The sequence below is a fragment of the Ensifer sp. EB106-03-01-XG145 genome, assembly GCF_058792075.1.
This window is the reverse complement of the sequence record NZ_JBYTEC010000018.1, coordinates 79,435-98,798: the sequence shown is the minus strand read 5'-3', so window position 1 is coordinate 98,798 and position 19,364 is coordinate 79,435. Positions and strand designations below refer to the sequence as shown.

The window sequence follows — 19,364 nt, the reverse complement described above, 5'->3', positions numbered from 1 at the left end:
CAGGCCCTATCCATCTGCGAGAACCTGACATTGCCCGATCCGCCTCCTCCAGGGGCACATTTTCACAGACGACACACCCGCCGGATCGAGCAGACGACGAGCCTAGGCCGGCATCCGATGGACTGCCGGCGCAGGTCCGACGAGGCTAGATATTTGAGTGACCGCAACGTGGCTCGCTCACGAACTCATACGACGCAATGTCGGGCAATTGCCCGCCTTGCGAGGTCTCCCTCGGACAACCCGATCCATTCAGAAAGGGCCTATGTGTCCGTCCGTGGACGAATGGCTCAATACCAGCGACCGCGACCGTACCAGCCGCCGCCGCCGAGCAAGAGAACGATGAGAACGATGATGAGTAGTGTGGTGATATCCATTTGGGTCTCCTGGGAGTACCCTGGTTATCGTCGATCAAGATGATGGACGATGCTATTTTTTGCTGTACTCCAACGTAGGATGTAACGCGCCAGATGTGCCTTCGTTCCGGCGCCCAGAGGCGGGCGGCCATAAAGCCGCCCGCCGTCGTTTGGGGTGTTATTTGGCGCGGTGCCAGACGCCGTTGACGCCGTCACCCTTGACGTCGCCAGCCTTCGTGTCTTCGGCATAGGTGTAAAGGGGCTTTCCGTCGTAGGCCCACATCTGCTTGCCGGCGGTGTCCTTGACCAACGACCACTCGCCATCTGCCTTTGCATTCGCTGCGGCGTGGAAGGCCGGCCATTTCTTCAGGCAATCGGCGTCGCAGTTCGACTTGCCCTTGGTGTCCTTGTCGAACGTGTAGAGGGTCATGCCTGTATCCGTGGCCATGACCTTGCCCATCTTCGTGTCGACCATCTTGCCTGGTTCTGCGGCAAAGGCCGTCCATGACGTAACGGCAGCCACGCCCAATGCGATCAGAAAGGTTTTCATGATTTTTCCCATCGGGGATGCCGGCGGAATGCCAGTAGTGCCCCGAAGTCTAACACATGCAAACGTGTCGCTTCGATTGCGGTTCCATGAACGCGAAGTTGGAGGCGTCTATCGGCTCGGACAAGAGCGGAACCTTGACCGACAACGTCAACCGCCGTGGCGGCTGCCTTGGTGCGGCGGAACTAGCTCTCATCTTCCGGCGGGCGGGGCGGAACCTTTATCGTGCCCCTGCGTATGCCGTCTTTGAGATTGAGAATATCCAGAAGATCATCCGCTTCATCGCGCGGCAAGTTCGACAGCAGAGAGCCGTGAAGAACGACCGGCTGCCCGGTGAAGACATCGACCACCGCCCAGACATTGTTGGCTTCGACCTTGAGACCGTACCGTAGCGTTGCCATGGTTCAGCCCAGTCCACAATCGGGGTTCACGACCTGGCCCTGATCCGCCAGATGCGGCATGGCTGAGCGACCATCGGCGTTGCCCTGAGGCGGTCTGAAGGCCCAGACAAGGACAACCGACAGGGCAACCAGAAGCAGGCAGAAGACCAAACGGGAGGACATTGCGCCTCTCCTTCTTCGAATGAGATCATCGCGGCCGGGCGTCATCAGGCTTGAGTAAGGAAACGTGCAAGCGCCTTTTGCAAGGTGTCGGCAGCCGTTCGGTTCAGGGCCCCTTCGATCGCAGTCTCCAATTCCAAACGATGAGCTTACCACATCCGCAATTGACGCGGGGCTTTATCGAGCGGACAACGGAAAACCGTGAGGGAGTGACGGTTGATGAGCCCCGACATCCGGAGAACCTCCGGCAAGCCCGCCAACAGGAGCGCGCATCCCCGCCAGCAGACACAACCGCCTCAATTGAAACTCAATCGACGCGCTATATTAAGCCAAGTAGATTTGGCCGATGTGGCTTTCGCGGTATCAGAACTTCGAACCGCCCCGATCTCCTAAATTTTCGACAGATACGCAAGCTTCGGTTCCAGTGCTTGGGCCAACGCTTCGTCTCGAAGCACATCTCGCTTCGGGACATCTGTTCGCCCGCGCCAAGCCATCTTTGAGCAGCTGTCCGGCCGACCGTGCCCAAGCACATTTTTAGAGGACTGAGACCATCATGAACACGCTAACGTTCACCAAACGCATCATCCGCAGTCCGCGCGACCAGTCGCCTGTCCACCGTTTTCACGTTGGCCAGCTCGTTCGCTCCAGAGGGGCGCTGACGAGGGAGTCAATTGTCGGAGAAACATATCGCATTACCGCGACGCTGCCGATCCGCGACAATGCGCTCCAGTACCGCATACGCAGCAACGGCGAATGCCACGAGCGGGTAACCGATGAAGGCAATCTCGAACTCGTCAATGCCGGCAACGACGCGATCGCACGGGCCGAACGGGCGTTCAGAACTGCACACATCTTGTAAACACCAAGCCAAGCGGTCCGAACAGATCAGCCACAGGAGGCGATCATGAAGTACCACATACCGGCTCAGATCTATCTCTTCGACTATCGTGGTCTGCTTGCCTGGATTGCCCTTTCGCTCGCGATCGCCGTCGTCGTTACCACAATCCTCTTCGGGCGGATCTTGTGATGGCGCGGCGCGAAGATGAATGCACGTCTTCACGCGTCTACCCGGCCGACCCACCGCTGGCCAACTTGGCTTACCGCTAGAAGGATCACACCATGCCACTGAGCTTCCCAAACCAATCCCGAAGCTTCGATGGTGCGAGGAACGCCGTTCGCTTCCTTGGCCACGACGGCATGTTCGAAGTGCCCTTCTATGTCGAGGCGGCGGCTCTGGCCCGTGGCGCGCCCACCCGGACGACCGAGGCGGCCTGCCTCCAGGCATTCGACGCCGCACGCAACTCGATCTACGAAGTCGCAAGGGCAGCCTATGCCAACGGGCGCCGGACAATCTATATCCTCACAGCCGCGGACTTCCGCTAGATCTCGGCCGCTAGATCTCGGAAGGAAACCCGCGGCACCCGCTCGCGCCCAACACCCCTTGGTCTCACAGGATCGCCGCCCTGTTCGGCGACATCACTGTCCACGTCCCCTCTCCCCGCAGGCGGCGACAGGGTGTGGCAACCTCAACTCCGTTGTTGAAATGCGTCCCGCTACCCTGTGGGCGACGCTGTCGCGACCGCTTGTCGCCAGCGCCTTTGGTATTATTGTTCCGCGAACCACAAACCAGGACCCGTGCATGCGGCACCCGGCAGTTTCACGGATCTGCTGAAATCACCAAGCGACAGGACTTCTCATGAAACTCGGCTTCATCGGCACCGGCGCACTCTCGTCTGCGATCGTCACCGGGCTCAAATCGCTTCCGGGCGAAACCACGCCGGTCGTGCTGTCGCCACGCAACGAAGAGATCGCGGCGGGCCTTGCCGCGCGGTTTCCCGATGTGCGGGTGGCGGCCGACAATCAGGCGGTCCTGGACGATTGCGACACGGTCATGCTTGCCGTCCGGCCACAGATCGCCCGCGAAGTGCTGCCGCTGTTGCGCTTCCGGCCGGATCACCATGTCGTCAGCCTGATCGCGACCTTCTCCTGCAATGAGATCGCCGCCATGGTCGGCCCGGTGAAGCGGGTGACCAAGGCATTGCCGATGCCGATGATCGCGATCCGCCAGGGGCCGACGATCATTTTCCCGCCGGATCCGGAAATGGCAGCGTTTTTCGGCAGGCTCGGCAAGGCGATCGAGGTTGAAAGCGAGAGCGAGTTCGATGTGCTGAGCGTGGCGACGGCCACCTATGCCAGCTACTTCAAATATCTCGAAACGATCCATGGCTGGCTGAAAGACAACGGCGTGGAGGACGCCAAGGGCCGCGACTATGTGGCCTCGCTGTTTGGGGCTTTGGGTCAGGCACCGGCAACGACACCGGATGCCAGCTTCGCGCATCTCGCCGAGGATTACGCGACACGCGGCGGCATCAACGAACAGGTGCTGCGAGAGCTGACGGAGCACGGGACGTTCGAGCGGTTCAAGGAAAGTCTCGGCGGTATTCACCGCCGCATCACCGCGGCTTCATGACGGCAAGGTCCAAACTTCAGAAGCCGAGCTCGATCACGTCGGGAGGAGTCTTGCTGTAATCGGAGTAGCGAATCCAGCGCGGTTCGACCCGGAACACCACGGCACCCTTCTCGACAAACTCTCTTTCGGCCGGAACGCTTTTCACATGCGCTTCCTGGTATCGCTCGAGATCATCGGCGGAGACCTTCGTCGCGTCGCCCTCATATTGAACGGTGATGTTGTTGTCCCAGCCGATGACGAGCGCGATGCGGCTCTGCTCCAAGAGGTTTGCGAACTTGCGGGTATGTTCGAACGTGTCGAACACGATTTCCAGGTCGTCTCGCACCGAGAAATCGATAGCCGCCGCTTCAGGCCTGCCATCCCGGCCGCAGGTCGCGATCACGGCCAAGGTGTGCTGCCTCAAGAAGTCGAGGATCATGCGTCTGGATTGAATGTCGCCCATTGCTTCATCGTCCTGGATGGCTGGGTGCGTTGCCGGCGGAACGAATTCAGGCTTTCCTGCCAAGCGCAGCTTGACAAGGCAATGGAGGGAGTCAAGGTGATCTCATAGCCATCGGCAACCATGCGGCGAACCATCAGCAGCGCGGCGCCCTTGCCGTGAGGCCATATTGAAGAAGATCGCCACGCCTGTCGGAGGAGACAGCAGTGAAATTCCTCGAATATCTGCCCTATGCGCTTGGATGTGCGGCCGGCCTGCTTCTGGCTCTGCTGATCGGTGCGGTCTGCAACCTGACGGAAGACGTAGCGCTGCTCGAGTCCGTGGCATTGGTCGTGCTCGGCGGCGGTGTGGCCGAATGGTACTGGAACAAGTTAAGCCGCCGCTAACGGGCAAGCCTTCATAACTCGGCCCTGTTCATCCGCGGGGCCGCCATGACCAACATCGCCAGTCCGAATCAAGCCGCAGGCAAGCGCCCGGGCCGTATCGTCGTGGTCACGGCGGGCGGTGAGAACCCGTGGATCATGATCAATGCGCTCGCCGCGCGCTTTTCCGACATCACCGTCATCGAGGAACAGCCGGAATCGAAAGCTGTGTTCCTGCGCCGCCGCGCCCGCAAGCTCGGCTGGCCGACGGCGCTGGGGCAGCTTGCCACCATGATCGCCTCGCGCTTCGGCAAGCGCTTCACCCGCCGCCGCGCGGAAGAAATCTTCGCCACCTACAAGGTCTCGGGAAAACTCGATTCGTCGATCCCGATCAAATCCGTGGCTTCGATCAACGACGCCGACGCCATCAAGCAAATCCGCGCGCTGAAACCCGGCGTCATCTTCCTCATCAGCTGCCGCTTGCTGAAGGCCGAAACGCTTGCCGCGATCCCCTGCCCGGTCCTCAATTTCCATGCCGGCATCAACCCCACCTATCGCGGCCTGATGGGCGGCTACTGGGCGCTGGTCAACGACGATGCGGAGAACTTCGGCGCGACCGTGCATCTGGTCGATGCCGGCGTCGACACCGGCGGCGTGCTCTACCATTCCCGCCAAAGGCCGAGCCAAAGCGACACGATGCACACCTATCCGCTGCTGCAGACGGCTGCTTCCACTGAAATCGCGATCACTGCCGTCGAGGACGCGCTTGAGGGAAACTTACGACCCACCGATGTCGCAGGCCCGTCACGGCAATGGTACCACCCCCCGATCTGGACCTGGGTGTGGAACGGGCTCACACGTCGTATCTGGTAGGCGGTGCAAAGGGTTATCGGTCCTGTCGCATGCGCGCTAAAAGCCTGAAACTGTGGGCAATCCGCTCCGAACGGCATTGACGCGCCGGACCACCCGGCCGACGCTCGCGCGTCTCCTGAAGCGCGCCCGCGGCGGCTCGTCGCCCAGCGTCGTTTTTGGACATATCCGACGTCGTGGCGAGATGAGCCCGGACGCCTGTACATGCGCATTGTCGCACCTACAGCGCCGCGCGTCGTATCAGGCGCGCAAAGGTCGCTGTAGCGCTTTAGAGTGCTGCATGTTTTTGATCCTTAATCGGCTCCGATTAAAGGAAACATGCAGGGGAGGAGAACGACACCCGATGGCAGATCGCATTATCGTCTACTGGCGCGACATTCCGGCCCAGATCATCATCAAGAAGGGCCGCACGACGGCGAAGCGCGAGCTGTCGCTGCGTTTCACCGAGGCGATCGACATGTGCGCGATGCGCACCGGTGCCGCCGAAACCGACGACTATCTCGCAGAATGGCGCAAGGCCGATCCGGTGCCGGTGTCCGACGATCTGGAAGCGGAAGCCGACAGCGCTGCCGCCGAACTCGAAGCCGCCTATGACCGCGAGCGGCTCGTCGCACTGGTCAAGGCCGGAGGCCGCGACAATGGCTGATGCCAAACCTGCAGGCGAACAGAAGATCATGAAGGGCAACGCAGCACCTGGGGCAAAGGCTGCGACCGGCGCCTATACCCCGACTGGGGTTTCTCCGAGCCGCCGGTCGCGCCACAAATATACGGTTCGCCTCTGGGCCGTGCGCAACTCCCGTTTCCTCGAGTGGTTCTACAACCGCTTCGCCGATGTATTCCTGCTCTTGCATCCGCTCTGGAACGCCCTCGGCTACGGCCGGGTCGAGCGACCGATCACCTTCGTCGAGCGTCACGTCAAGGGTTTCCTCTTCGACTGTCGCATGTGCGGCCAGTGCGCGCTGTCTTCAACTGGCATGTCCTGCCCGATGAACTGTCCGAAGCAGCTGCGCAATGGCCCCTGCGGCGGCGTGCGCGCCAACGGCAATTGCGAGGTCGAGCCGGATATGCCCTGCGTCTGGGTGCAGGCCTGGAAGGGCTCGCAGAACATGGAGAAGGGCAATGCGATCATGAACGTGCAGAAGCCGGTCAACCAGTCGCTGCGCGAAACTTCGTCCTGGCTGCGCGTGACGGCGGAAGCCGCAGCGCAGCGTGAAGCGGCATCCAAGGAAGGCCAGGCATGAGCCCCGATATCAATCCCTTCGATCCCGGCGCGCCGCTTGAGCCCCTGCCCGGCCATTCCTCCCGCGGCCGTCTGGAGCGTGTTCTGCGTCGCGGCGAATTTGCCGTCACCGCCGAGCTCAACCCGCCCGACAGCGCCAACCCGCAGGACGTCTACGAACGCGCTGCGGTCTTCGACGGCTGGGTCGACGGCATCAACGCGGTGGATGCATCCGGCGCCAACTGCCACATGTCCTCGGTCGGCATCTGCGCGCTTTTGACCCGCATGGGCTATGCGCCGATCATGCAGATCGCCTGCCGCGACAAGAATCGCATCGCCATCCAGGGCGACGTGCTCGGCGCCTCCGCCATGGGCGTGCAGAACATCATGTGCCTGACCGGCGACGGCGTGCAGGCCGGCGACCAGCCGGGCGCCAAGCCGGTTTTCGACCTTGATTGCATGTCGCTGCTCGAAACCGTGCGCATCATGCGCGACAACTCGAAGTTCCTTTCCGGCCGCAAGCTGACGACGCCGCCGCAGGTGTTCCTGGGCGCCGCCATCAACCCCTTTGCGCCGCCCTACGATTTCCGCCCCTATCGTCTGGCCAAGAAGATCGAGGCCGGTGCCCAGTTCGTGCAGAGCCAGTACTGCTTCGACGTGCCGATGTTCCGCGAATACATGAAGAAGGTGCGCGACCTCGGTTTGCACGAGAAGTGCTATATCCTCGTCGGCGTCGGGCCGATGGCATCGGCCAAGACCGCCCGCTGGATCCGCTCCAACGTGCCGGGCATCCACATCCCCGACAGCATCATCACCCGGCTCGAAGGCGCGCAGGATCAGAAGAAGGAAGGCAAGCAGCTCTGCATCGACATCATCAACGAGGTGAAGGAGATCGAAGGTGTCTCCGGCATCCACGTGATGGCCTATCGCCAGGAAGAATACGTCGCAGAGATCGTGCATGAATCGGGCGTGCTGAAGGGCCGCAGACCTTGGAAGCACGAGACGCTGCCCGAGGATGCGCTCGTTGCCGAGCGGCTGGAGCATATTCGCGAAGGCAAGGAAGAAAACCAGCAGCAGATGGCCGAAGCCGCAGCCCATCATCCGCACTGACCCAGACCGCAGACAAAACCGGCGCCGATCAGAAGGCGCCTATCATCGACTTCATGGGCGTGATTACAATAGCCCGACGCCAAATGACAAAGGACCCTGCATGACCCGGACCATCGTCGCTTCCGCCACCCGCGAGATCATCATCGGCTTCGACCAGCCGTTCTGCGTCATCGGCGAACGCATCAACCCGACCGGCCGCAAGAAACTCGCCGCCGAAATGATCGAGGGCAACTTCGACACGGTGATCAAGGATGCGCTGGAGCAGGTGGCAGCGGGCGCGACAATGCTCGACGTCAACGCCGGGGTCACCGCCGTCAACCCGAACGAGACCGAGCCGCCGCTGCTCGTCAAGACGCTCGAAATCGTCCAGGGCCTCGTCGATGTACCGCTGGCGATCGACAGCTCCGTCACTGCCGCGATCGAGGCGGCACTGCGCGTTGCCAAGGGCCGCCCGCTGGTCAATTCCGTCACCGGCGAAGAGGAGAAGCTCGAAGCGATCCTGCCGCTCGTCAAGAAATACGACGTACCGGTGGTGGCTATCTCCAACGATGAAACCGGAATCTCGATGGACCCGGACGTGCGCTTCGCCGTCGCCAAGAAGATCGTCGAGCGCGCCCTGGATCACGGCATCAAGCCGCACGACATCGTTGTCGATCCGCTGGTCATGCCGATCGGCGCCCTGGGCGACGCTGGCCGGCAGGTCTTCGCGCTGCTGCGGCGGCTCCGCGAGGAGCTCAAGGTCAACACCACCTGCGGCCTCTCCAACATCTCCTTCGGCCTGCCGCACCGCCACGGCATCAATGCCGGCTTCATCCCGATGGTCATCGGCGCCGGCATGACTTCGGCGATCATGAACCCCTGCCGCCCGCAGGAAATGGAGGCCGTGCGCGCCGCCAACGTTCTGAACGGCACCGATCCGAACTGCACCCACTGGATCAAGACCTATCGCGACCACAAGCCGGCCGAAGGCGGCCACGTCGTTGCGGCCGCACCGGCAGCCGCCAGCGGTGGACGCCGCGGCGGTCGCGCGGCCCGCACCGGCGGTGCGGCAGCGAGCGAGTAGGTTACGTCTTGGGAGGGGAACGGCATGAGAAGCCATCCGCGTCTCGTCGCCGCCCTCCTCCCGTCGCATTCGCGGTGATACAAACGGGAGCGCTATAACACCGACTTCGGCACCCAACCTCGCAGCACAAGGGATCACCCATGACACGCCGCCTTCGACTCGATGCCGCGACCCTCTGGTTTGAAGCACCCTTCGTCATCGCCGTCCGGCTGCAGGAAATGCAGATGGCGGCGCTTACGGGCAAGTCCCACGACGTAACCGAGCTTCACCGCATGATCTCCGAGAAGATCGCGGCCTCAGCGGAAAGCGTCATGGCCGTGAACATGGCCCTTTGGAAAGCTGCCTTCGACAACACGCTGCGGCTGATGGCCGGCGGCACGGCCTCCGGCCACGGAACGGCGATTGCGTCCGCAGCGCTCAGGCCCTATGGCAAGCGGGTGCGCAGCAACGCCCGGCGTCTGTCGCGCAAGTAGCCTGACCGGCCGCCAAGCCTCACGCCTTAACTGTTTGAAACAGATGCTTCCATGTCGGGATTGGACAACTATCGGGCGGCGTTCCGGTGCAGTCTGAAACCGTTTAGCCGTGCTTCGCTCACCTGTTGAAGCGGACCTGACGAAAGACTAGAGCATGCGCATCGAAGGCACTTCCGAGATCGAGACCAACATGACCGAAGCCGCGCAAAAGGAACCTCTGGTGCTGTTCATGCCTTCGGGCAAACGCGGCCGCTTCCCGGTCGGCACCCCGGTTCTCGATGCCGCCCGCAAGCTCGGCGTCTATGTCGAGAGTGTGTGCGGCGGCCGCGCCACCTGCGGGCGCTGTCAGATCGTGGTGCAGGAAGGTAACTTCGCCAAGCACAAGATCGTTTCCTCCAACGAGCACATCTCGGAAAAGGGCGCCAAGGAAGATCGCTACGAAAAGATTCGCGGCCTGCCCGATGGCCGTCGGCTGTCCTGTTCCGCCCAGATCCTCGGCGACCTCGTCATCGACGTGCCGCAGGATACCGTCATCAACGCGCAGGTCGTGCGCAAGGCCGCGACCGATCGGGTGATCGAGCGCAATGCCGCCGTCCAGCTCTGCTATGTCGAGGTGGACGAGCCCGACATGCACAAGCCGCTCGGCGACCTCGACCGGCTGAAGGTGATGCTGGAAAAGGACTGGGGCTGGAAGGATCTCCTGATTGCGCCGCACCTGATCCCGCAGGTGCAGACCATTCTGCGCAAGGGCAACTGGGCCGTCACCGCCGCCATCCACCGCGACATGGATTCGTCCCGCCCCTTCATCGTCGGCCTGTGGCCGGGCCTGAAGAACGAGGCCTATGGCGTTGCCTGCGACATCGGCTCGACCACCATCGCGATGCATCTGGTGTCGCTGCTCTCGGGCCGCATCGTCGGCTCCTCTGGCGCCTCCAATCCGCAGATCCGCTTCGGCGAAGACCTGATGAGCCGCGTCTCCTATGTGATGATGAACCCGGACGGCCGGGAAGCCATGACCAAGGCGGTGCGCGAAGCGGTCAACGGCCTCATCGGCAAGGTCTGCGCCGAGGGTGAGGTCGACCGCCACGACATTCTCGACATGGTCTTCGTTGGCAACCCGATCATGCACCACCTGTTCCTCGGCATCGACCCGACGGAACTCGGCCAGGCGCCGTTTGCGCTCGCCGTCTCCGGCGCGCTGCAATATTGGGCGCACGAGATCGACATCGACGTCAACCGCGGCGCGCGGCTCTATATGCTGCCCTGCATCGCCGGCCACGTCGGCGCCGATGCGGCGGGTGCCACTCTCGCCGAAGGTCCCTATCGCCAGGACAAGATGATGCTGCTCGTCGATGTCGGCACCAATGCCGAGATCGTGCTCGGCAACAAGGACCGCGTCGTCGCCGCCTCGTCACCGACAGGCCCAGCCTTCGAGGGTGCTGAAATCTCCTCGGGCCAGCGCGCCGCCCCCGGCGCCATCGAGCGCGTGCGTATCGACCCCGAAACGCTGGAACCGCGCTTCCGGGTGATCGGCGTCGACAAGTGGTCGGACGAGGAAGGTTTTGCCGAAGCTGCGGCCAGCGTCGGCGTGACCGGCATCTGCGGCTCGGCGATCATCGAGATCGTCGCCGAGATGTACCTTTCCGGCATCATCTCGCAGGATGGCGTCGTCGATGGCGCGATGGCGGCGAAGAGCCCGCGCATCATCCCCAACGGCCGCACCTTCTCCTATCTGCTGCACGAGGGCGAACAGCGCATTACCGTGACGCAGAACGACATCCGCGCCATCCAGCTTGCGAAAGCTGCCCTCTATGCCGGCATCAAGCTGTTGATGGAGAAGCTCGATATCGAGCATGTCGACACCATCCGCTTTGCCGGCGCCTTCGGCTCCTTCATCGACCCGAAATACGCGATGGTCCTGGGCCTCATTCCGGACTGCGACCTCGACGAGGTCAAGGCCGTCGGCAACGCCGCCGGCACCGGCGCGCTGATGGCGCTGCTTAACCGCGGCCACCGTCGCGAGATCGAGCAAACCGTCAGCAAAATCGAGAAGATAGAGACGGCGCTTGAATCAAAGTTTCAGGAGCACTTCGTCAACGCCATGGCGATGCCGAACAAGGTCGACGCCTTCCCGAAGCTTTCTGCAGTCGTGACTTTGCCGGAGCGCAAGGTGACGGGCGATGATGGCGAGGGTGGCGGTCGTCGGCGGAGAAGAAGCCGGGAGTAGAGTGAGTCGGCTAAGCTGCCGTCTTCAGACCGTCATCTCAAGGCGCTCATCAGCGTCCTGGGCAGCGGCCCGCCTCGCTCGTCATGAAGCTCGAGCGAGACCGTCTCGAACAGAACCTCGATCGTTACGTCGTTAAAGGATATGAGCCAGAAACGCGGATTGAGGACTTTCCATTTGGCCGCTTCGTCACCGTCCACGACTTCATTGAACGCCCATGGACGGATTGGGTACCTGCACTCCGGCAGGCCATCGACATTCATCGGCGTAATCCGGAAATCGATAACGTCGCCGAACTTGAGAACGACATTACCGCCGCCAGCGCTCGGAGCAGCTTCATAACAGACAAAAGCGCTGAGCCCATCGTAGAGCACAGCGGGATTTGCGACAGTTCCCAACGCGGGAAAAGCCTCCTGCGGTATCGATATCTGCATGATTTGATTGTGGGCACTGTTTCTGTTGACGACGAGATGGTTCCGGTCAGCCGCCACTTTGTCAACTCTTCTGCCGTCTCGCACCGTCTGGAACGCTGCCTGACCTCTTCACCAGACGTGGACACTCGATATTTCGGCTTGCCTTAATTCCGGCGGCGGGCGACGGTCTGATGAATCGTATTCTTTGAACTGGCATCCAAAACCCATGAACGACAAGATTCTCGATACCCTGACCGGCATGTACTTCACCGTCGACGATCCCGATGGCACCTATGGCACCGGCCAGGTGGTCCGTCTCGCCGCCGAAGGCATCTATTTCATTCGCTACGACGGCAACGAGGTGGAGCTGCCGATGGAGCTCGTCTCGCTCGGCGAGATGCTGCAGACGACCGAAGAAGATTACAAGCTCTGGCGGTTCTTCGACACGATCGAGGAACGGGACAAGTGGATCGAATGGCTGGATGCGCCATCAAAGCCACGCGTCGTCACGCTGGTGCGGCCGACACCAACAAAATAAAGGTTCGCCGCAACGCTCTCGGCCGCCAACCCTGCCGCTCCTCGCGCGAAATCGGGCAACCCACCAGACTGGTCGGAAGGTGGAGACGACGGCCGTCCCGAAGCTTTCGGCCGCCGTCATTGCCAAAGGGCAAACTGGCGGCGGACGAAGGCGGCCACGGGGCATCGATGGCCATCAAGGCTTCGAACCCATGGCCACCGTCAAGCAGGCGTGCTGATCAGTAATACGGCGACACGCATTCCTGGCGCGGCCCGTAATAGGGCTGGAAAGTGTTGTCGTAGGCGTTGTACGAGCGGTAGCGGTCATAGCACCATTCGACATGCGCAGACGGCGCGTTGGAATAGACCCTGCGAGGTGGCTGCGCGATCGCGCCACCGATAACCACTCCTGCCCCGAATGCCGCCAGAGGATACCACCATCCGTCACTGTGCCGACGGTAACCGTCGCGACGGTAGCGGTAGCCCTCGTAGCCATTGTAATAGCCGTATCGTGGAGCCGCATTGTAACGGTTGCCGCCGTAACGGTAGCCGTTATACCCGCGTTTGTGCGGCGGTCCGCCGTAATGACCTGGCTTGTGGTGGATCAACTCGACAGGCTGGGAAACTGACTGCCCCACCGAAACGGGAGACATGGGCACGGCCTGCGCCGAGACCGCCGACAGTGCCGTAGCCGCGGCTACGAGTACTGCACCTATTCTTTTCATGGCATCGTCCAACTGTTGTTCGTCGGGTCATTTTCCGGCACCCGTCATGAACCTCAGATGAACGTGCGCAGCTTGGCGCAGCGTCGAACCTCAAAGCAGCGGGAGCCCATGACCAGATGAAGATCATCATTCCGTAGTGGGGCCAACAAAAAAGGCCGGGGCGAAACCGCACCGACCTTCCTCATCATCGCTCTTACACCAGTGCCAGTACATCCGTGGTCAAAAGTCTAATGCGACGCGGCGATTGCGAGCGGCGAGAATTTTCAGCGCTCATAAGCAATGCCGATGGCCGGGTGTATACGGGGCGATTGTGTTCGAAACAAGGTTGGAAGCGCGCCGCCTTCGATGCGACGCCAAACCAACCGGGCTCGACGCTTCACCCCACCTTCGCCGCAAACGCTGCGAGCAGCCCTGCCCAGCCACCGTCGGAATCAAGCGAGGCACGGGCTACCTCCGCCTTCGCGCCGTAGTTGGCGAGGTCGCGATGTTCGAGCCGCACGGTGGTGCCGCCTTCCGGCGTCGGTTCGAAGGTCACCTCCACCTCGGTCTCGAAATCGGCATCGAAGGTCCATTCGGCATTGAGCTGCCAGGCGAAGAGGATCCGCTTCGGCGGCTCGTAAGCGAGCACCCGGCCCCAGTCCTCTTCCTCGCCCGAGGTGCCCACCTCATACCAACGGCCGCCGGCGGCGGGCTCGACGATAACAGCCCTCTGGCCGCTCGCCGTCAGGCTGTGGGTCGTCAGCCACCAGTCGCCCATGCGCGCGACGAAGATCTCGAAGGCGCGCTCCGGAGGAGCGCTGACGGTTACGGATTTGCGCACCGGCGCCGGCTCGATCATATGCATATCCTTTCCTCCCATTGCTGACGTGGTCGCGGCGGAGGCGTGTCGACCGTAGGGCTTCCGCCCCCTATCGCTCCGGTTCCCTCGGCTCAGTTCCCGAAGCCTCGTCGCTGTCGGCCAGCGCCTTGAAGGCGGCCAGCTGATCCTCCCAGAAGCGGTCCAACCATTGCCTGAGCGGCCCGAGGCCCGCCGGATCGATCGAATAGATGCGCCTCTGGCCCTGAGGCTCGTCGGTGACCAGCCCCGCCTCCTTCAGCACCTTCAGATGCTGCGAGATCGCCGGCTGCGAGACCGGCAAGGACCGGGCGACATCAGCAACCGAGGAACGTCCCTTGGCAAGCTTCTCGAAGATCGCCCGGCGCGTCGGGTCTGCGAGCGCAGTGAGCACTTTTCCTTCATAAGCCATGACTTATCATAAGGCACTACTTATGAGAGTCAACCGCTAGCGCCGCCACGCAAAAGCGCCGCGCGTCCGACGGAACACGCGGCGCTTGGGTTGAGAGCGGTGGCGGACCGCCTTATTGCGGCGTCAGGTCGAAGCCGAACCACTTTTCCGACAGGCGCTTGATGGTGCCGTCGGCCTTGGCTGCGGCGATGGCGTCGTCAAACAGCGCCTTCAGCTCGGTATCGCTCTTGCGCAGACCGACGGAGCTGCCGGCGCCGAGGAAGCCGCCCTGGAAACGGGGGCCGACGATGACCATGTCGCTGTTGGCGGGCTTTTCGACCGCGGTCTTCAGATAGCCCATCGATGCCATGACGAGGTCGACGCGGCCGGCGACGAGATCGAGGTCGTGCTGCTCGGTCGTCTTGTATTCGCGCACCTCGACGACGTCCTTCAGGTATTCGTCGATGAAGCGCGCGGCGATCGAGGCGGTCTGGACGCCGACGGTCTTGCCTTCGACCAGCGGCTTCAATTCATCGACCGCCTTGCGCGCGCCGGCCTCGTTGGAGGCGAGCGAGAACAGTTCGCCCTTCATCGGCAGCGTTTCCAGCTCGCCGCCCTTCAGCGTGGCAAAGGCCTGGCCGGTGCTGCCGTAGGACATCGAGAAGTCGATGACTTCCTTGCGCTTTTCGGTCGCCGACATGCCGGCCATGATCGCGTCGAACTTGCCGGCGTTGAGCGCCGGGATCAGGCCGTCGAAGGATTGGGCGATGACGGTGCATTCGACCTTCATGTGGTCGCAGAGATATTTGCTGAGCTCGATCTCGTAGCCGTCGAGCGTGCCGTCCGCCTTGGTCAGGTTATAGGGCGGAAAGGCGCCTTCGGTGGCGATCGTGATCTTGGTCCACTTCTTGTCTTCGGCCTGAGCCGGCATGGACATCAGCCCCGCGGCAACGGCAAGCGCCGAAGCCATGATTGCGGTCATCTTTTTCATTACAGCATTCCCCTTTTTGTGGATGTTGATTGGTTTGGTTGTTCTCTCGGTCCGCCGGTAACGGCAGACTTCAATTCTTGATGAACTGGCGGAAGCGTTCGGACTTCGAACGGGTGAAGACCTCGTGCGGCGGTCCCTCCTCCTCGATCGTTCCCTTGTGCACGAACACGACGCGGCTCGAGACGTCGCGGGCAAAGCCCATCTCGTGGGTCACCACCAGCATGGTCCGCCCTTCCTCGGCGAGCCCCCGCATGACGCGCAGCACCTCGCCCACCAGTTCCGGGTCGAGCGCCGAGGTGGGTTCGTCGAACAGCATCGCCTTCGGGCGCATGGCGAGTGCGCGGGCGATCGCGGCGCGCTGCTGCTGGCCGCCGGAGAGATGCGAGGGATAGTGGTTGCGCTTGTCGGCGATGCCGACCTTGGCAAGCAGCGCTTCGGCTTCCTCGATCGCTTCCGCTCGCGGGCGCTTCAACACGTGCACCGGCGCCTCGATGACGTTTTCGAGCACGGTCTTGTGGGACCAGAGATTGAAGCTCTGAAACACCATGCCGAGTTCGGAGCGGATGCGGTCCACCTGCTTCTGATCGGCCGGACGGCTGCGCCCGTCGCTCAGCGTCTTCAGCCGGATCGCCTCGCCGGCGACCTCGATCGTGCCCGAATTCGGCACCTCCAGCATGTTGATGCAACGAAGCAGCGTCGACTTGCCGGAGCCGGACGATCCGAGAATGGAAATCACTTCGCCCTCGCGTGCATCGAGCGACACGCCTTTCAGGACCTCGACCGGGCCGAAGCTCTTGTGAAGATCGTGCACGCGGATGGCGACCGGTGCGGTGACGGCGGCGGACATGTTCAATGGGCTTCTCCCTTGAGTTCGGCAGAGATCGCCAACGGCGCGCGCAGTTGTGGGTTCAGCCGGTGCTCGGCGAAAGCGACGAGCCGGGTCAGCGCGAAATTGATGGCGAGATAGATGACCCCCGCGACGACGAAGACCTCGATCACCCGGTAGCTCTCCGAAATGAGCTTGGCGGCGACGCCAGTGATTTCCATCAGCGTGATGATCGAGGCGAGCGAGGTCGCCTTGACCATGGAGATCATCTCGTTGCCGTAGCCGGGCAGCGCCTGGCGAAGCGCTTGCGGCATGACGATGCGGCGGAAGATCATGAAGCGCCCCATGCCACAGGCCCGCGCCGCCTCGACCTGGCCGTGCGGGACCGAAAGCAGCCCGCCGCGGATGATCTCGCTGGCATAGGCGGCCGTGTTCAGCATCAGCGCCAGCACCGCGCACCAGTAGGGTTCACGGAGGATCGGCCAGAAAATGCTGTGGCGCACGGCCGGAAACTGGCTGAGACCGTAATAGATCAGGAAGATCTGCACGAGCAGCGGCGTTCCGCGAAACAGGAACACATAGACGCGGGCAAAGAGATCGAGCGCGAGAATGCCGGACAGACGCGCAAGCGCCAGCCCCAGGGCCAATACCGAGCCGAGCACGATCGACGTGACGGCAAGCTCCAGCGTCAGTGGCAGCGCCGCCGCCAAGCTCCAGAAGGTTTCGAGGGCAAATTTGATATCCATCAGCCCCTCCTGACGCCGCGCGAGAACCGGCGTTCGGTGACCTGAAGAACGAGGCCCGAGACCGTGGAAATGGCGAGATAGATCATCGCCGCGATAAAGAAGAAATCGAACGGGCGGCTGGTCGATCCGGCGCCGATCTGCGCCTGGCGCAGCAGTTCGACGACGCCCGTGACCGAGACCAGCGCCGATTCCTTCAGCACCACCTGCCAGACATTGCCAAGCCCGGGCAGCGCATAACGCAGCGTCAGCGGCGCGGTGATGCGGCGGAACTTGAGGAGCCGCCCCATGCCGCAGGCGGTTGCCGCCTCCAGTTCGCCCGGATGCACGGCGCGAAAGGCGCCGCGATAGACCTCGGTCTGCTGCGCGCCCGAGGTGATGCCGACCGCAAGCGCGCCAGCGATGAAGCCCGGGAAACTGACGAAACCCTCCGCTCCGAACAATTGACCGACGGCCGTCACCACGGCACTGCCGCCGAAATAGAAGAGATAGATGACCAGCAGGTCGGGAATGCCGCGCAGGATGGTTGTGTAGGCTTCGGCAAGTGAGCGAAGCAGCGGACCACCTGAAATTTTCGCCCAGGCACCGAAGGTGCCGATGACGCCGCCGATCGCAAAACCTGCGATCGCGATCAGGATCGTCATCCACGCGCCGGCCGCCAGCGCCGGCCCCCAGCCGTCAGGCCCGAAGCTAATGATGTCAAGGAAACCGGGCCCAGTCATCGCAGCGCCTCCCTTCGCTTGTCGACCGATGACTTAACCATGGCTCACTCCGGGGATCGGCGGGTCGACATCATCAGGGATGGGATTGACGAAGGGCGTGCCCTCCAGCCGTGCCGCGTGGTCGGCCTTGGCGGCGGCGATGAGCGCCGGATCGAGGATCAGCTCGATCGCCGTGCTCGCCATCACCTTTGCCGCATGCTCCATGCCCTTGTGGGCGGCCGGAAGCTTGCCTTGCGCGACCAGCTGCCAGGAGTGGCCGGGCGTGCCGATCGCGTAAGTTGCGCCGCGCATCTGCACCGTCGGCACCACCCAGCTGACCGTTCCGACATCGGTGGAGCCGACGAGGGTTCCGGCGCCGTTTTCCGGCGGGAAGATCGTGTCGCAGAGGGAAATGCCGCGGCGTAGCCTCAGGCCGAACCGCTCGAAGGCAGAGGCGATATCCTCGCCGGTAAAGGTCTCCTGGAATTTTGCCGCCATCCTGCGGTCGTCCTCATCGAACTCAGGCGGCCCCAGATGCTCGAGCTGGCGATGCATCAGCGCCTCGAGCGGCGTGTTGCCGATCAGGTTGGCGTCACCGCTGACGATCTCGTCCGTGACCGTCGTTCCCGTCATCAGCGCCGCACCCTTCGCCACGCTGCGGACGCGTTCGACGAGGTCAAGTAGCTCCGGCAGGCTGCGGGCGCGAACGAGATAGCGCGCCTTCGCGCGGGCCTGGACCACGTTGGGCGCATTGCCGCCCGTATCCGTCACCGCATAGTGGATCCGCGCCGACGACGGCATGTGCTCACGCAGATAGTTGACCCCGACATTCATCAGTTCAAGCGCATCGAGCGCACTGCGGCCGAGATGCGGTGCTGCCGACGCATGCGACGCCCGACCGCTGAAGCGGAAGTCGAGCTCGTTGCAGGCAAGCGAGATCGGGTTGTTGACACCGGCAAAGGGTGCCGGATGCCAGGAAATGGCGATGTCGACATCGTCGAACACGCCGGCACGCACCATGAAGCCCTTGGACGAGCCGCCCTCTTCCGCCGGGCAGCCGTAATAGCGGACCCGCCCCTTGATGCCGTTGGCGGCGAGGTAATCCTTGACGGCGGTGGCCGCCATCAGCGAACCGGCGCCGAGCAAGTTGTGGCCGCAGCCGTGGCCATTGCCGCCTTCGCTGAGCGGCCGTTCCTCGGCAACACCTGCCTCCTGGCTCAGGCCCGGCAACGCATCGAACTCGCCGAGAATGGCGATGACCGGTCCGCCCTCGCCCGCCTCGCCCATGACCGCCGTCGGCATGCCGGCAATGCCACGCGACACGCGGAAACCCTCGGCCTCCAGGAGGCGCGCATGCTCGGCCGACGAGCGAAACTCCTCGTAGTTGGTTTCCGGCGTATCCCAGACCCGGTCGCTGAGCACGAAAAACCGCTCGCGCTTGGCTTCAAGGAGGTCCCAGACGGCATCGGCATTTTTCATCGTTTATTAACTTCCGCAACAATAGTAACCAGAATTGGCGCCAATTTATGATAA

The 19,364-nt window shown here is 62.6% G+C and carries 26 protein-coding genes; 14 read left to right on the top strand and 12 right to left on the bottom strand.

The annotated features are described in order from the left end of the window. Positions 1 to 531: 531 nt before the first annotated feature. Positions 532 to 903 carry a COG4315 family predicted lipoprotein gene (locus tag AC3WWH_RS28525; protein ID WP_492377346.1) on the bottom strand — a complete coding sequence of 124 codons (372 nt, stop codon included), beginning with the start codon at positions 901 to 903 and terminating at the stop codon, positions 532 to 534. Positions 904 to 1,037: 134 nt separating this feature from the next. On the opposite strand from AC3WWH_RS28525, the gene AC3WWH_RS28520 reads away from it, so the two are divergent. Next, positions 1,038 to 1,292: a hypothetical protein gene (locus tag AC3WWH_RS28520; protein ID WP_143032969.1), complete on the top strand. Its 255-nt coding sequence runs from the start codon at positions 1,038 to 1,040 to the stop codon at positions 1,290 to 1,292. 12 nt (positions 1,293 to 1,304) lie between these two features. Here the strand turns inward: AC3WWH_RS28520 and AC3WWH_RS28515 are convergent, their stop codons facing one another. Further along, positions 1,305 to 1,463: a hypothetical protein gene (locus AC3WWH_RS28515; protein WP_156414722.1), complete on the bottom strand. Its 159-nt coding sequence runs from the start codon at positions 1,461 to 1,463 to the stop codon at positions 1,305 to 1,307. A 550-nt stretch (positions 1,464 to 2,013) separates the two neighbouring features. Here AC3WWH_RS28515 and AC3WWH_RS28510 point away from each other — a divergent pair. The 4 genes from AC3WWH_RS28510 to AC3WWH_RS28495 all read left to right on the top strand — a co-directional run bounded on the left by AC3WWH_RS28510 (position 2,014) and on the right by AC3WWH_RS28495 (position 3,930). Continuing rightward, positions 2,014 to 2,319 carry a hypothetical protein gene (locus AC3WWH_RS28510; protein WP_058323487.1) on the top strand — a complete coding sequence of 102 codons (306 nt, stop codon included), beginning with the start codon at positions 2,014 to 2,016 and terminating at the stop codon, positions 2,317 to 2,319. A 45-nt stretch (positions 2,320 to 2,364) separates the two neighbouring features. After that, the gene (locus AC3WWH_RS28505) at positions 2,365 to 2,487 is read left to right on the top strand and encodes a hypothetical protein (RefSeq protein WP_093234627.1); all 123 of its coding nucleotides are present in this window, start codon (positions 2,365 to 2,367) and stop codon (positions 2,485 to 2,487) included. A gap of 92 nt (positions 2,488 to 2,579) precedes the next feature. Continuing rightward, positions 2,580 to 2,843: a DUF1488 family protein gene (locus tag AC3WWH_RS28500; protein ID WP_057254121.1), complete on the top strand. Its 264-nt coding sequence runs from the start codon at positions 2,580 to 2,582 to the stop codon at positions 2,841 to 2,843. Positions 2,844 to 3,156: 313 nt separating this feature from the next. Beyond that, positions 3,157 to 3,930, top strand: coding sequence for a pyrroline-5-carboxylate reductase (locus AC3WWH_RS28495; protein WP_058323486.1), 774 nt, complete (start codon positions 3,157 to 3,159; stop codon positions 3,928 to 3,930). A gap of 16 nt (positions 3,931 to 3,946) precedes the next feature. On the opposite strand, the gene AC3WWH_RS28490 is transcribed toward AC3WWH_RS28495, so the two are convergent. Beyond that, a complete protein-coding gene (locus tag AC3WWH_RS28490) occupies positions 3,947 to 4,372 on the bottom strand; it encodes a pyridoxamine 5'-phosphate oxidase family protein (RefSeq protein ID WP_058323485.1) in 426 nt (141 codons plus the stop codon). 203 nt (positions 4,373 to 4,575) lie between these two features. Here AC3WWH_RS28490 and AC3WWH_RS28485 point away from each other — a divergent pair, with 203 nt between their 5' ends. The 8 genes from AC3WWH_RS28485 (at position 4,576) to AC3WWH_RS28450 (ending at position 11,693) form a co-directional block, all read left to right on the top strand. Next, the gene (locus AC3WWH_RS28485) at positions 4,576 to 4,755 is read left to right on the top strand and encodes a hypothetical protein (protein ID WP_058323484.1); all 180 of its coding nucleotides are present in this window, start codon (positions 4,576 to 4,578) and stop codon (positions 4,753 to 4,755) included. 45 nt (positions 4,756 to 4,800) lie between these two features. After that, positions 4,801 to 5,604, top strand: a complete 804-nt coding sequence (locus AC3WWH_RS28480; RefSeq protein ID WP_058323483.1) for a formyl transferase — start codon at positions 4,801 to 4,803, stop codon at positions 5,602 to 5,604. A 340-nt stretch (positions 5,605 to 5,944) separates the two neighbouring features. Next, positions 5,945 to 6,247 (top strand): virulence factor, encoded by a 303-nt coding sequence (locus AC3WWH_RS28475; RefSeq protein ID WP_057254112.1) that lies wholly within the window; start codon positions 5,945 to 5,947, stop codon positions 6,245 to 6,247. Next, entirely contained in the window at positions 6,240 to 6,842 is a 603-nt protein-coding gene (locus AC3WWH_RS28470) for a methylenetetrahydrofolate reductase C-terminal domain-containing protein (protein WP_058323482.1), read from the top strand. Before AC3WWH_RS28475 ends, AC3WWH_RS28470 begins: the two co-directional genes overlap by 8 nt. Next, the gene (locus AC3WWH_RS28465; protein WP_058323481.1) at positions 6,839 to 7,930 is read left to right on the top strand and encodes a methylenetetrahydrofolate reductase; all 1,092 of its coding nucleotides are present in this window, start codon (positions 6,839 to 6,841) and stop codon (positions 7,928 to 7,930) included. The genes AC3WWH_RS28470 and AC3WWH_RS28465 overlap by 4 nt, the downstream gene beginning before the upstream one ends. A gap of 100 nt (positions 7,931 to 8,030) precedes the next feature. Then, on the top strand, positions 8,031 to 8,993 hold the full coding sequence (locus AC3WWH_RS28460) for a methyltetrahydrofolate cobalamin methyltransferase (protein ID WP_057254106.1): 963 nt from the start codon (positions 8,031 to 8,033) through the stop codon (positions 8,991 to 8,993). A gap of 140 nt (positions 8,994 to 9,133) precedes the next feature. Continuing rightward, the gene (locus AC3WWH_RS28455) at positions 9,134 to 9,466 is read left to right on the top strand and encodes a hypothetical protein (protein ID WP_057254103.1); all 333 of its coding nucleotides are present in this window, start codon (positions 9,134 to 9,136) and stop codon (positions 9,464 to 9,466) included. 154 nt (positions 9,467 to 9,620) lie between these two features. Then, a complete protein-coding gene (locus AC3WWH_RS28450) occupies positions 9,621 to 11,693 on the top strand; it encodes an ASKHA domain-containing protein (protein WP_058323480.1) in 2,073 nt (690 codons plus the stop codon). Between the two features lie 32 nt (positions 11,694 to 11,725). Here AC3WWH_RS28450 and AC3WWH_RS28445 read toward each other — a convergent pair whose 3' ends face one another. Next, positions 11,726 to 12,181, bottom strand: a complete 456-nt coding sequence (locus tag AC3WWH_RS28445) for a hypothetical protein (RefSeq protein ID WP_245299211.1) — start codon at positions 12,179 to 12,181, stop codon at positions 11,726 to 11,728. A gap of 148 nt (positions 12,182 to 12,329) precedes the next feature. Between AC3WWH_RS28445 and AC3WWH_RS28440 the strand changes: the two genes are divergently transcribed. Further along, complete coding sequence (locus tag AC3WWH_RS28440) at positions 12,330 to 12,641, top strand: hypothetical protein (RefSeq protein WP_057254099.1); 312 nt, start codon at positions 12,330 to 12,332, stop codon at positions 12,639 to 12,641. A gap of 217 nt (positions 12,642 to 12,858) precedes the next feature. Here AC3WWH_RS28440 and AC3WWH_RS28435 read toward each other — a convergent pair whose 3' ends face one another. From AC3WWH_RS28435 to AC3WWH_RS28400, 8 genes are all read right to left on the bottom strand, one after another. Then, positions 12,859 to 13,344, bottom strand: a complete 486-nt coding sequence (locus AC3WWH_RS28435; RefSeq protein WP_082616076.1) for a BA14K family protein — start codon at positions 13,342 to 13,344, stop codon at positions 12,859 to 12,861. 376 nt (positions 13,345 to 13,720) lie between these two features. Continuing rightward, positions 13,721 to 14,188 (bottom strand): SRPBCC family protein, encoded by a 468-nt coding sequence (locus AC3WWH_RS28430; RefSeq protein ID WP_058323479.1) that lies wholly within the window; start codon positions 14,186 to 14,188, stop codon positions 13,721 to 13,723. Between the two features lie 64 nt (positions 14,189 to 14,252). Then, positions 14,253 to 14,591 carry an ArsR/SmtB family transcription factor gene (locus tag AC3WWH_RS28425; protein WP_057254095.1) on the bottom strand — a complete coding sequence of 113 codons (339 nt, stop codon included), beginning with the start codon at positions 14,589 to 14,591 and terminating at the stop codon, positions 14,253 to 14,255. 112 nt (positions 14,592 to 14,703) lie between these two features. After that, positions 14,704 to 15,561 carry a transporter substrate-binding domain-containing protein gene (locus AC3WWH_RS28420; protein WP_058323478.1) on the bottom strand — a complete coding sequence of 286 codons (858 nt, stop codon included), beginning with the start codon at positions 15,559 to 15,561 and terminating at the stop codon, positions 14,704 to 14,706. A 70-nt stretch (positions 15,562 to 15,631) separates the two neighbouring features. Continuing rightward, entirely contained in the window at positions 15,632 to 16,408 is a 777-nt protein-coding gene (locus AC3WWH_RS28415) for an ABC transporter ATP-binding protein (RefSeq protein WP_058323477.1), read from the bottom strand. Positions 16,409 to 16,410: 2 nt separating this feature from the next. Next, positions 16,411 to 17,133, bottom strand: a complete 723-nt coding sequence (locus AC3WWH_RS28410; protein WP_058323476.1) for an ABC transporter permease — start codon at positions 17,131 to 17,133, stop codon at positions 16,411 to 16,413. Further along, positions 17,133 to 17,852, bottom strand: a complete 720-nt coding sequence (locus tag AC3WWH_RS28405) for an ABC transporter permease (protein ID WP_058323475.1) — start codon at positions 17,850 to 17,852, stop codon at positions 17,133 to 17,135. The genes AC3WWH_RS28410 and AC3WWH_RS28405 overlap by 1 nt, the downstream gene beginning before the upstream one ends. Before the next feature lie 33 nt (positions 17,853 to 17,885). Next, positions 17,886 to 19,310 carry a M20 family metallopeptidase gene (locus tag AC3WWH_RS28400; RefSeq protein ID WP_058323474.1) on the bottom strand — a complete coding sequence of 475 codons (1,425 nt, stop codon included), beginning with the start codon at positions 19,308 to 19,310 and terminating at the stop codon, positions 17,886 to 17,888. Positions 19,311 to 19,364: the final 54 nt, after the last annotated feature.

Excerpts from the sequence above, each read along its gene's own strand:
- AC3WWH_RS28415 (WP_058323477.1), bottom strand. The coding sequence starts at position 16,408 with ATGTCCGCCGCCGTCACCGCACCGGTCGCCATCCGCGTGCACGATCTT.
- AC3WWH_RS28505 (WP_093234627.1), top strand. The coding sequence starts at position 2,365 with ATGAAGTACCACATACCGGCTCAGATCTATCTCTTCGACTATCGTGGT.
- AC3WWH_RS28430 (WP_058323479.1), bottom strand. The coding sequence starts at position 14,188 with ATGCATATGATCGAGCCGGCGCCGGTGCGCAAATCCGTAACCGTCAGC.
- AC3WWH_RS28515 (WP_156414722.1), bottom strand. The coding sequence starts at position 1,463 with ATGTCCTCCCGTTTGGTCTTCTGCCTGCTTCTGGTTGCCCTGTCGGTT.
- AC3WWH_RS28525 (WP_492377346.1), bottom strand. The coding sequence starts at position 903 with ATGAAAACCTTTCTGATCGCATTGGGCGTGGCTGCCGTTACGTCATGG.
- AC3WWH_RS28425 (WP_057254095.1), bottom strand. The coding sequence starts at position 14,591 with ATGGCTTATGAAGGAAAAGTGCTCACTGCGCTCGCAGACCCGACGCGC.
- AC3WWH_RS28450 (WP_058323480.1), top strand. The coding sequence starts at position 9,621 with ATGCGCATCGAAGGCACTTCCGAGATCGAGACCAACATGACCGAAGCC.
- AC3WWH_RS28460 (WP_057254106.1), top strand. The coding sequence starts at position 8,031 with ATGACCCGGACCATCGTCGCTTCCGCCACCCGCGAGATCATCATCGGC.
- AC3WWH_RS28455 (WP_057254103.1), top strand. The coding sequence starts at position 9,134 with ATGACACGCCGCCTTCGACTCGATGCCGCGACCCTCTGGTTTGAAGCA.
- AC3WWH_RS28490 (WP_058323485.1), bottom strand. The coding sequence starts at position 4,372 with ATGGGCGACATTCAATCCAGACGCATGATCCTCGACTTCTTGAGGCAG.
- AC3WWH_RS28480 (WP_058323483.1), top strand. The coding sequence starts at position 4,801 with ATGACCAACATCGCCAGTCCGAATCAAGCCGCAGGCAAGCGCCCGGGC.
- AC3WWH_RS28470 (WP_058323482.1), top strand. The coding sequence starts at position 6,240 with ATGGCTGATGCCAAACCTGCAGGCGAACAGAAGATCATGAAGGGCAAC.
- AC3WWH_RS28475 (WP_057254112.1), top strand. The coding sequence starts at position 5,945 with ATGGCAGATCGCATTATCGTCTACTGGCGCGACATTCCGGCCCAGATC.
- AC3WWH_RS28410 (WP_058323476.1), bottom strand. The coding sequence starts at position 17,133 with ATGGATATCAAATTTGCCCTCGAAACCTTCTGGAGCTTGGCGGCGGCG.
- AC3WWH_RS28465 (WP_058323481.1), top strand. The coding sequence starts at position 6,839 with ATGAGCCCCGATATCAATCCCTTCGATCCCGGCGCGCCGCTTGAGCCC.
- AC3WWH_RS28400 (WP_058323474.1), bottom strand. The coding sequence starts at position 19,310 with ATGAAAAATGCCGATGCCGTCTGGGACCTCCTTGAAGCCAAGCGCGAG.
- AC3WWH_RS28495 (WP_058323486.1), top strand. The coding sequence starts at position 3,157 with ATGAAACTCGGCTTCATCGGCACCGGCGCACTCTCGTCTGCGATCGTC.
- AC3WWH_RS28510 (WP_058323487.1), top strand. The coding sequence starts at position 2,014 with ATGAACACGCTAACGTTCACCAAACGCATCATCCGCAGTCCGCGCGAC.
- AC3WWH_RS28500 (WP_057254121.1), top strand. The coding sequence starts at position 2,580 with ATGCCACTGAGCTTCCCAAACCAATCCCGAAGCTTCGATGGTGCGAGG.
- AC3WWH_RS28420 (WP_058323478.1), bottom strand. The coding sequence starts at position 15,561 with ATGAAAAAGATGACCGCAATCATGGCTTCGGCGCTTGCCGTTGCCGCG.
- AC3WWH_RS28440 (WP_057254099.1), top strand. The coding sequence starts at position 12,330 with ATGAACGACAAGATTCTCGATACCCTGACCGGCATGTACTTCACCGTC.
- AC3WWH_RS28435 (WP_082616076.1), bottom strand. The coding sequence starts at position 13,344 with ATGAAAAGAATAGGTGCAGTACTCGTAGCCGCGGCTACGGCACTGTCG.
- AC3WWH_RS28405 (WP_058323475.1), bottom strand. The coding sequence starts at position 17,852 with ATGACTGGGCCCGGTTTCCTTGACATCATTAGCTTCGGGCCTGACGGC.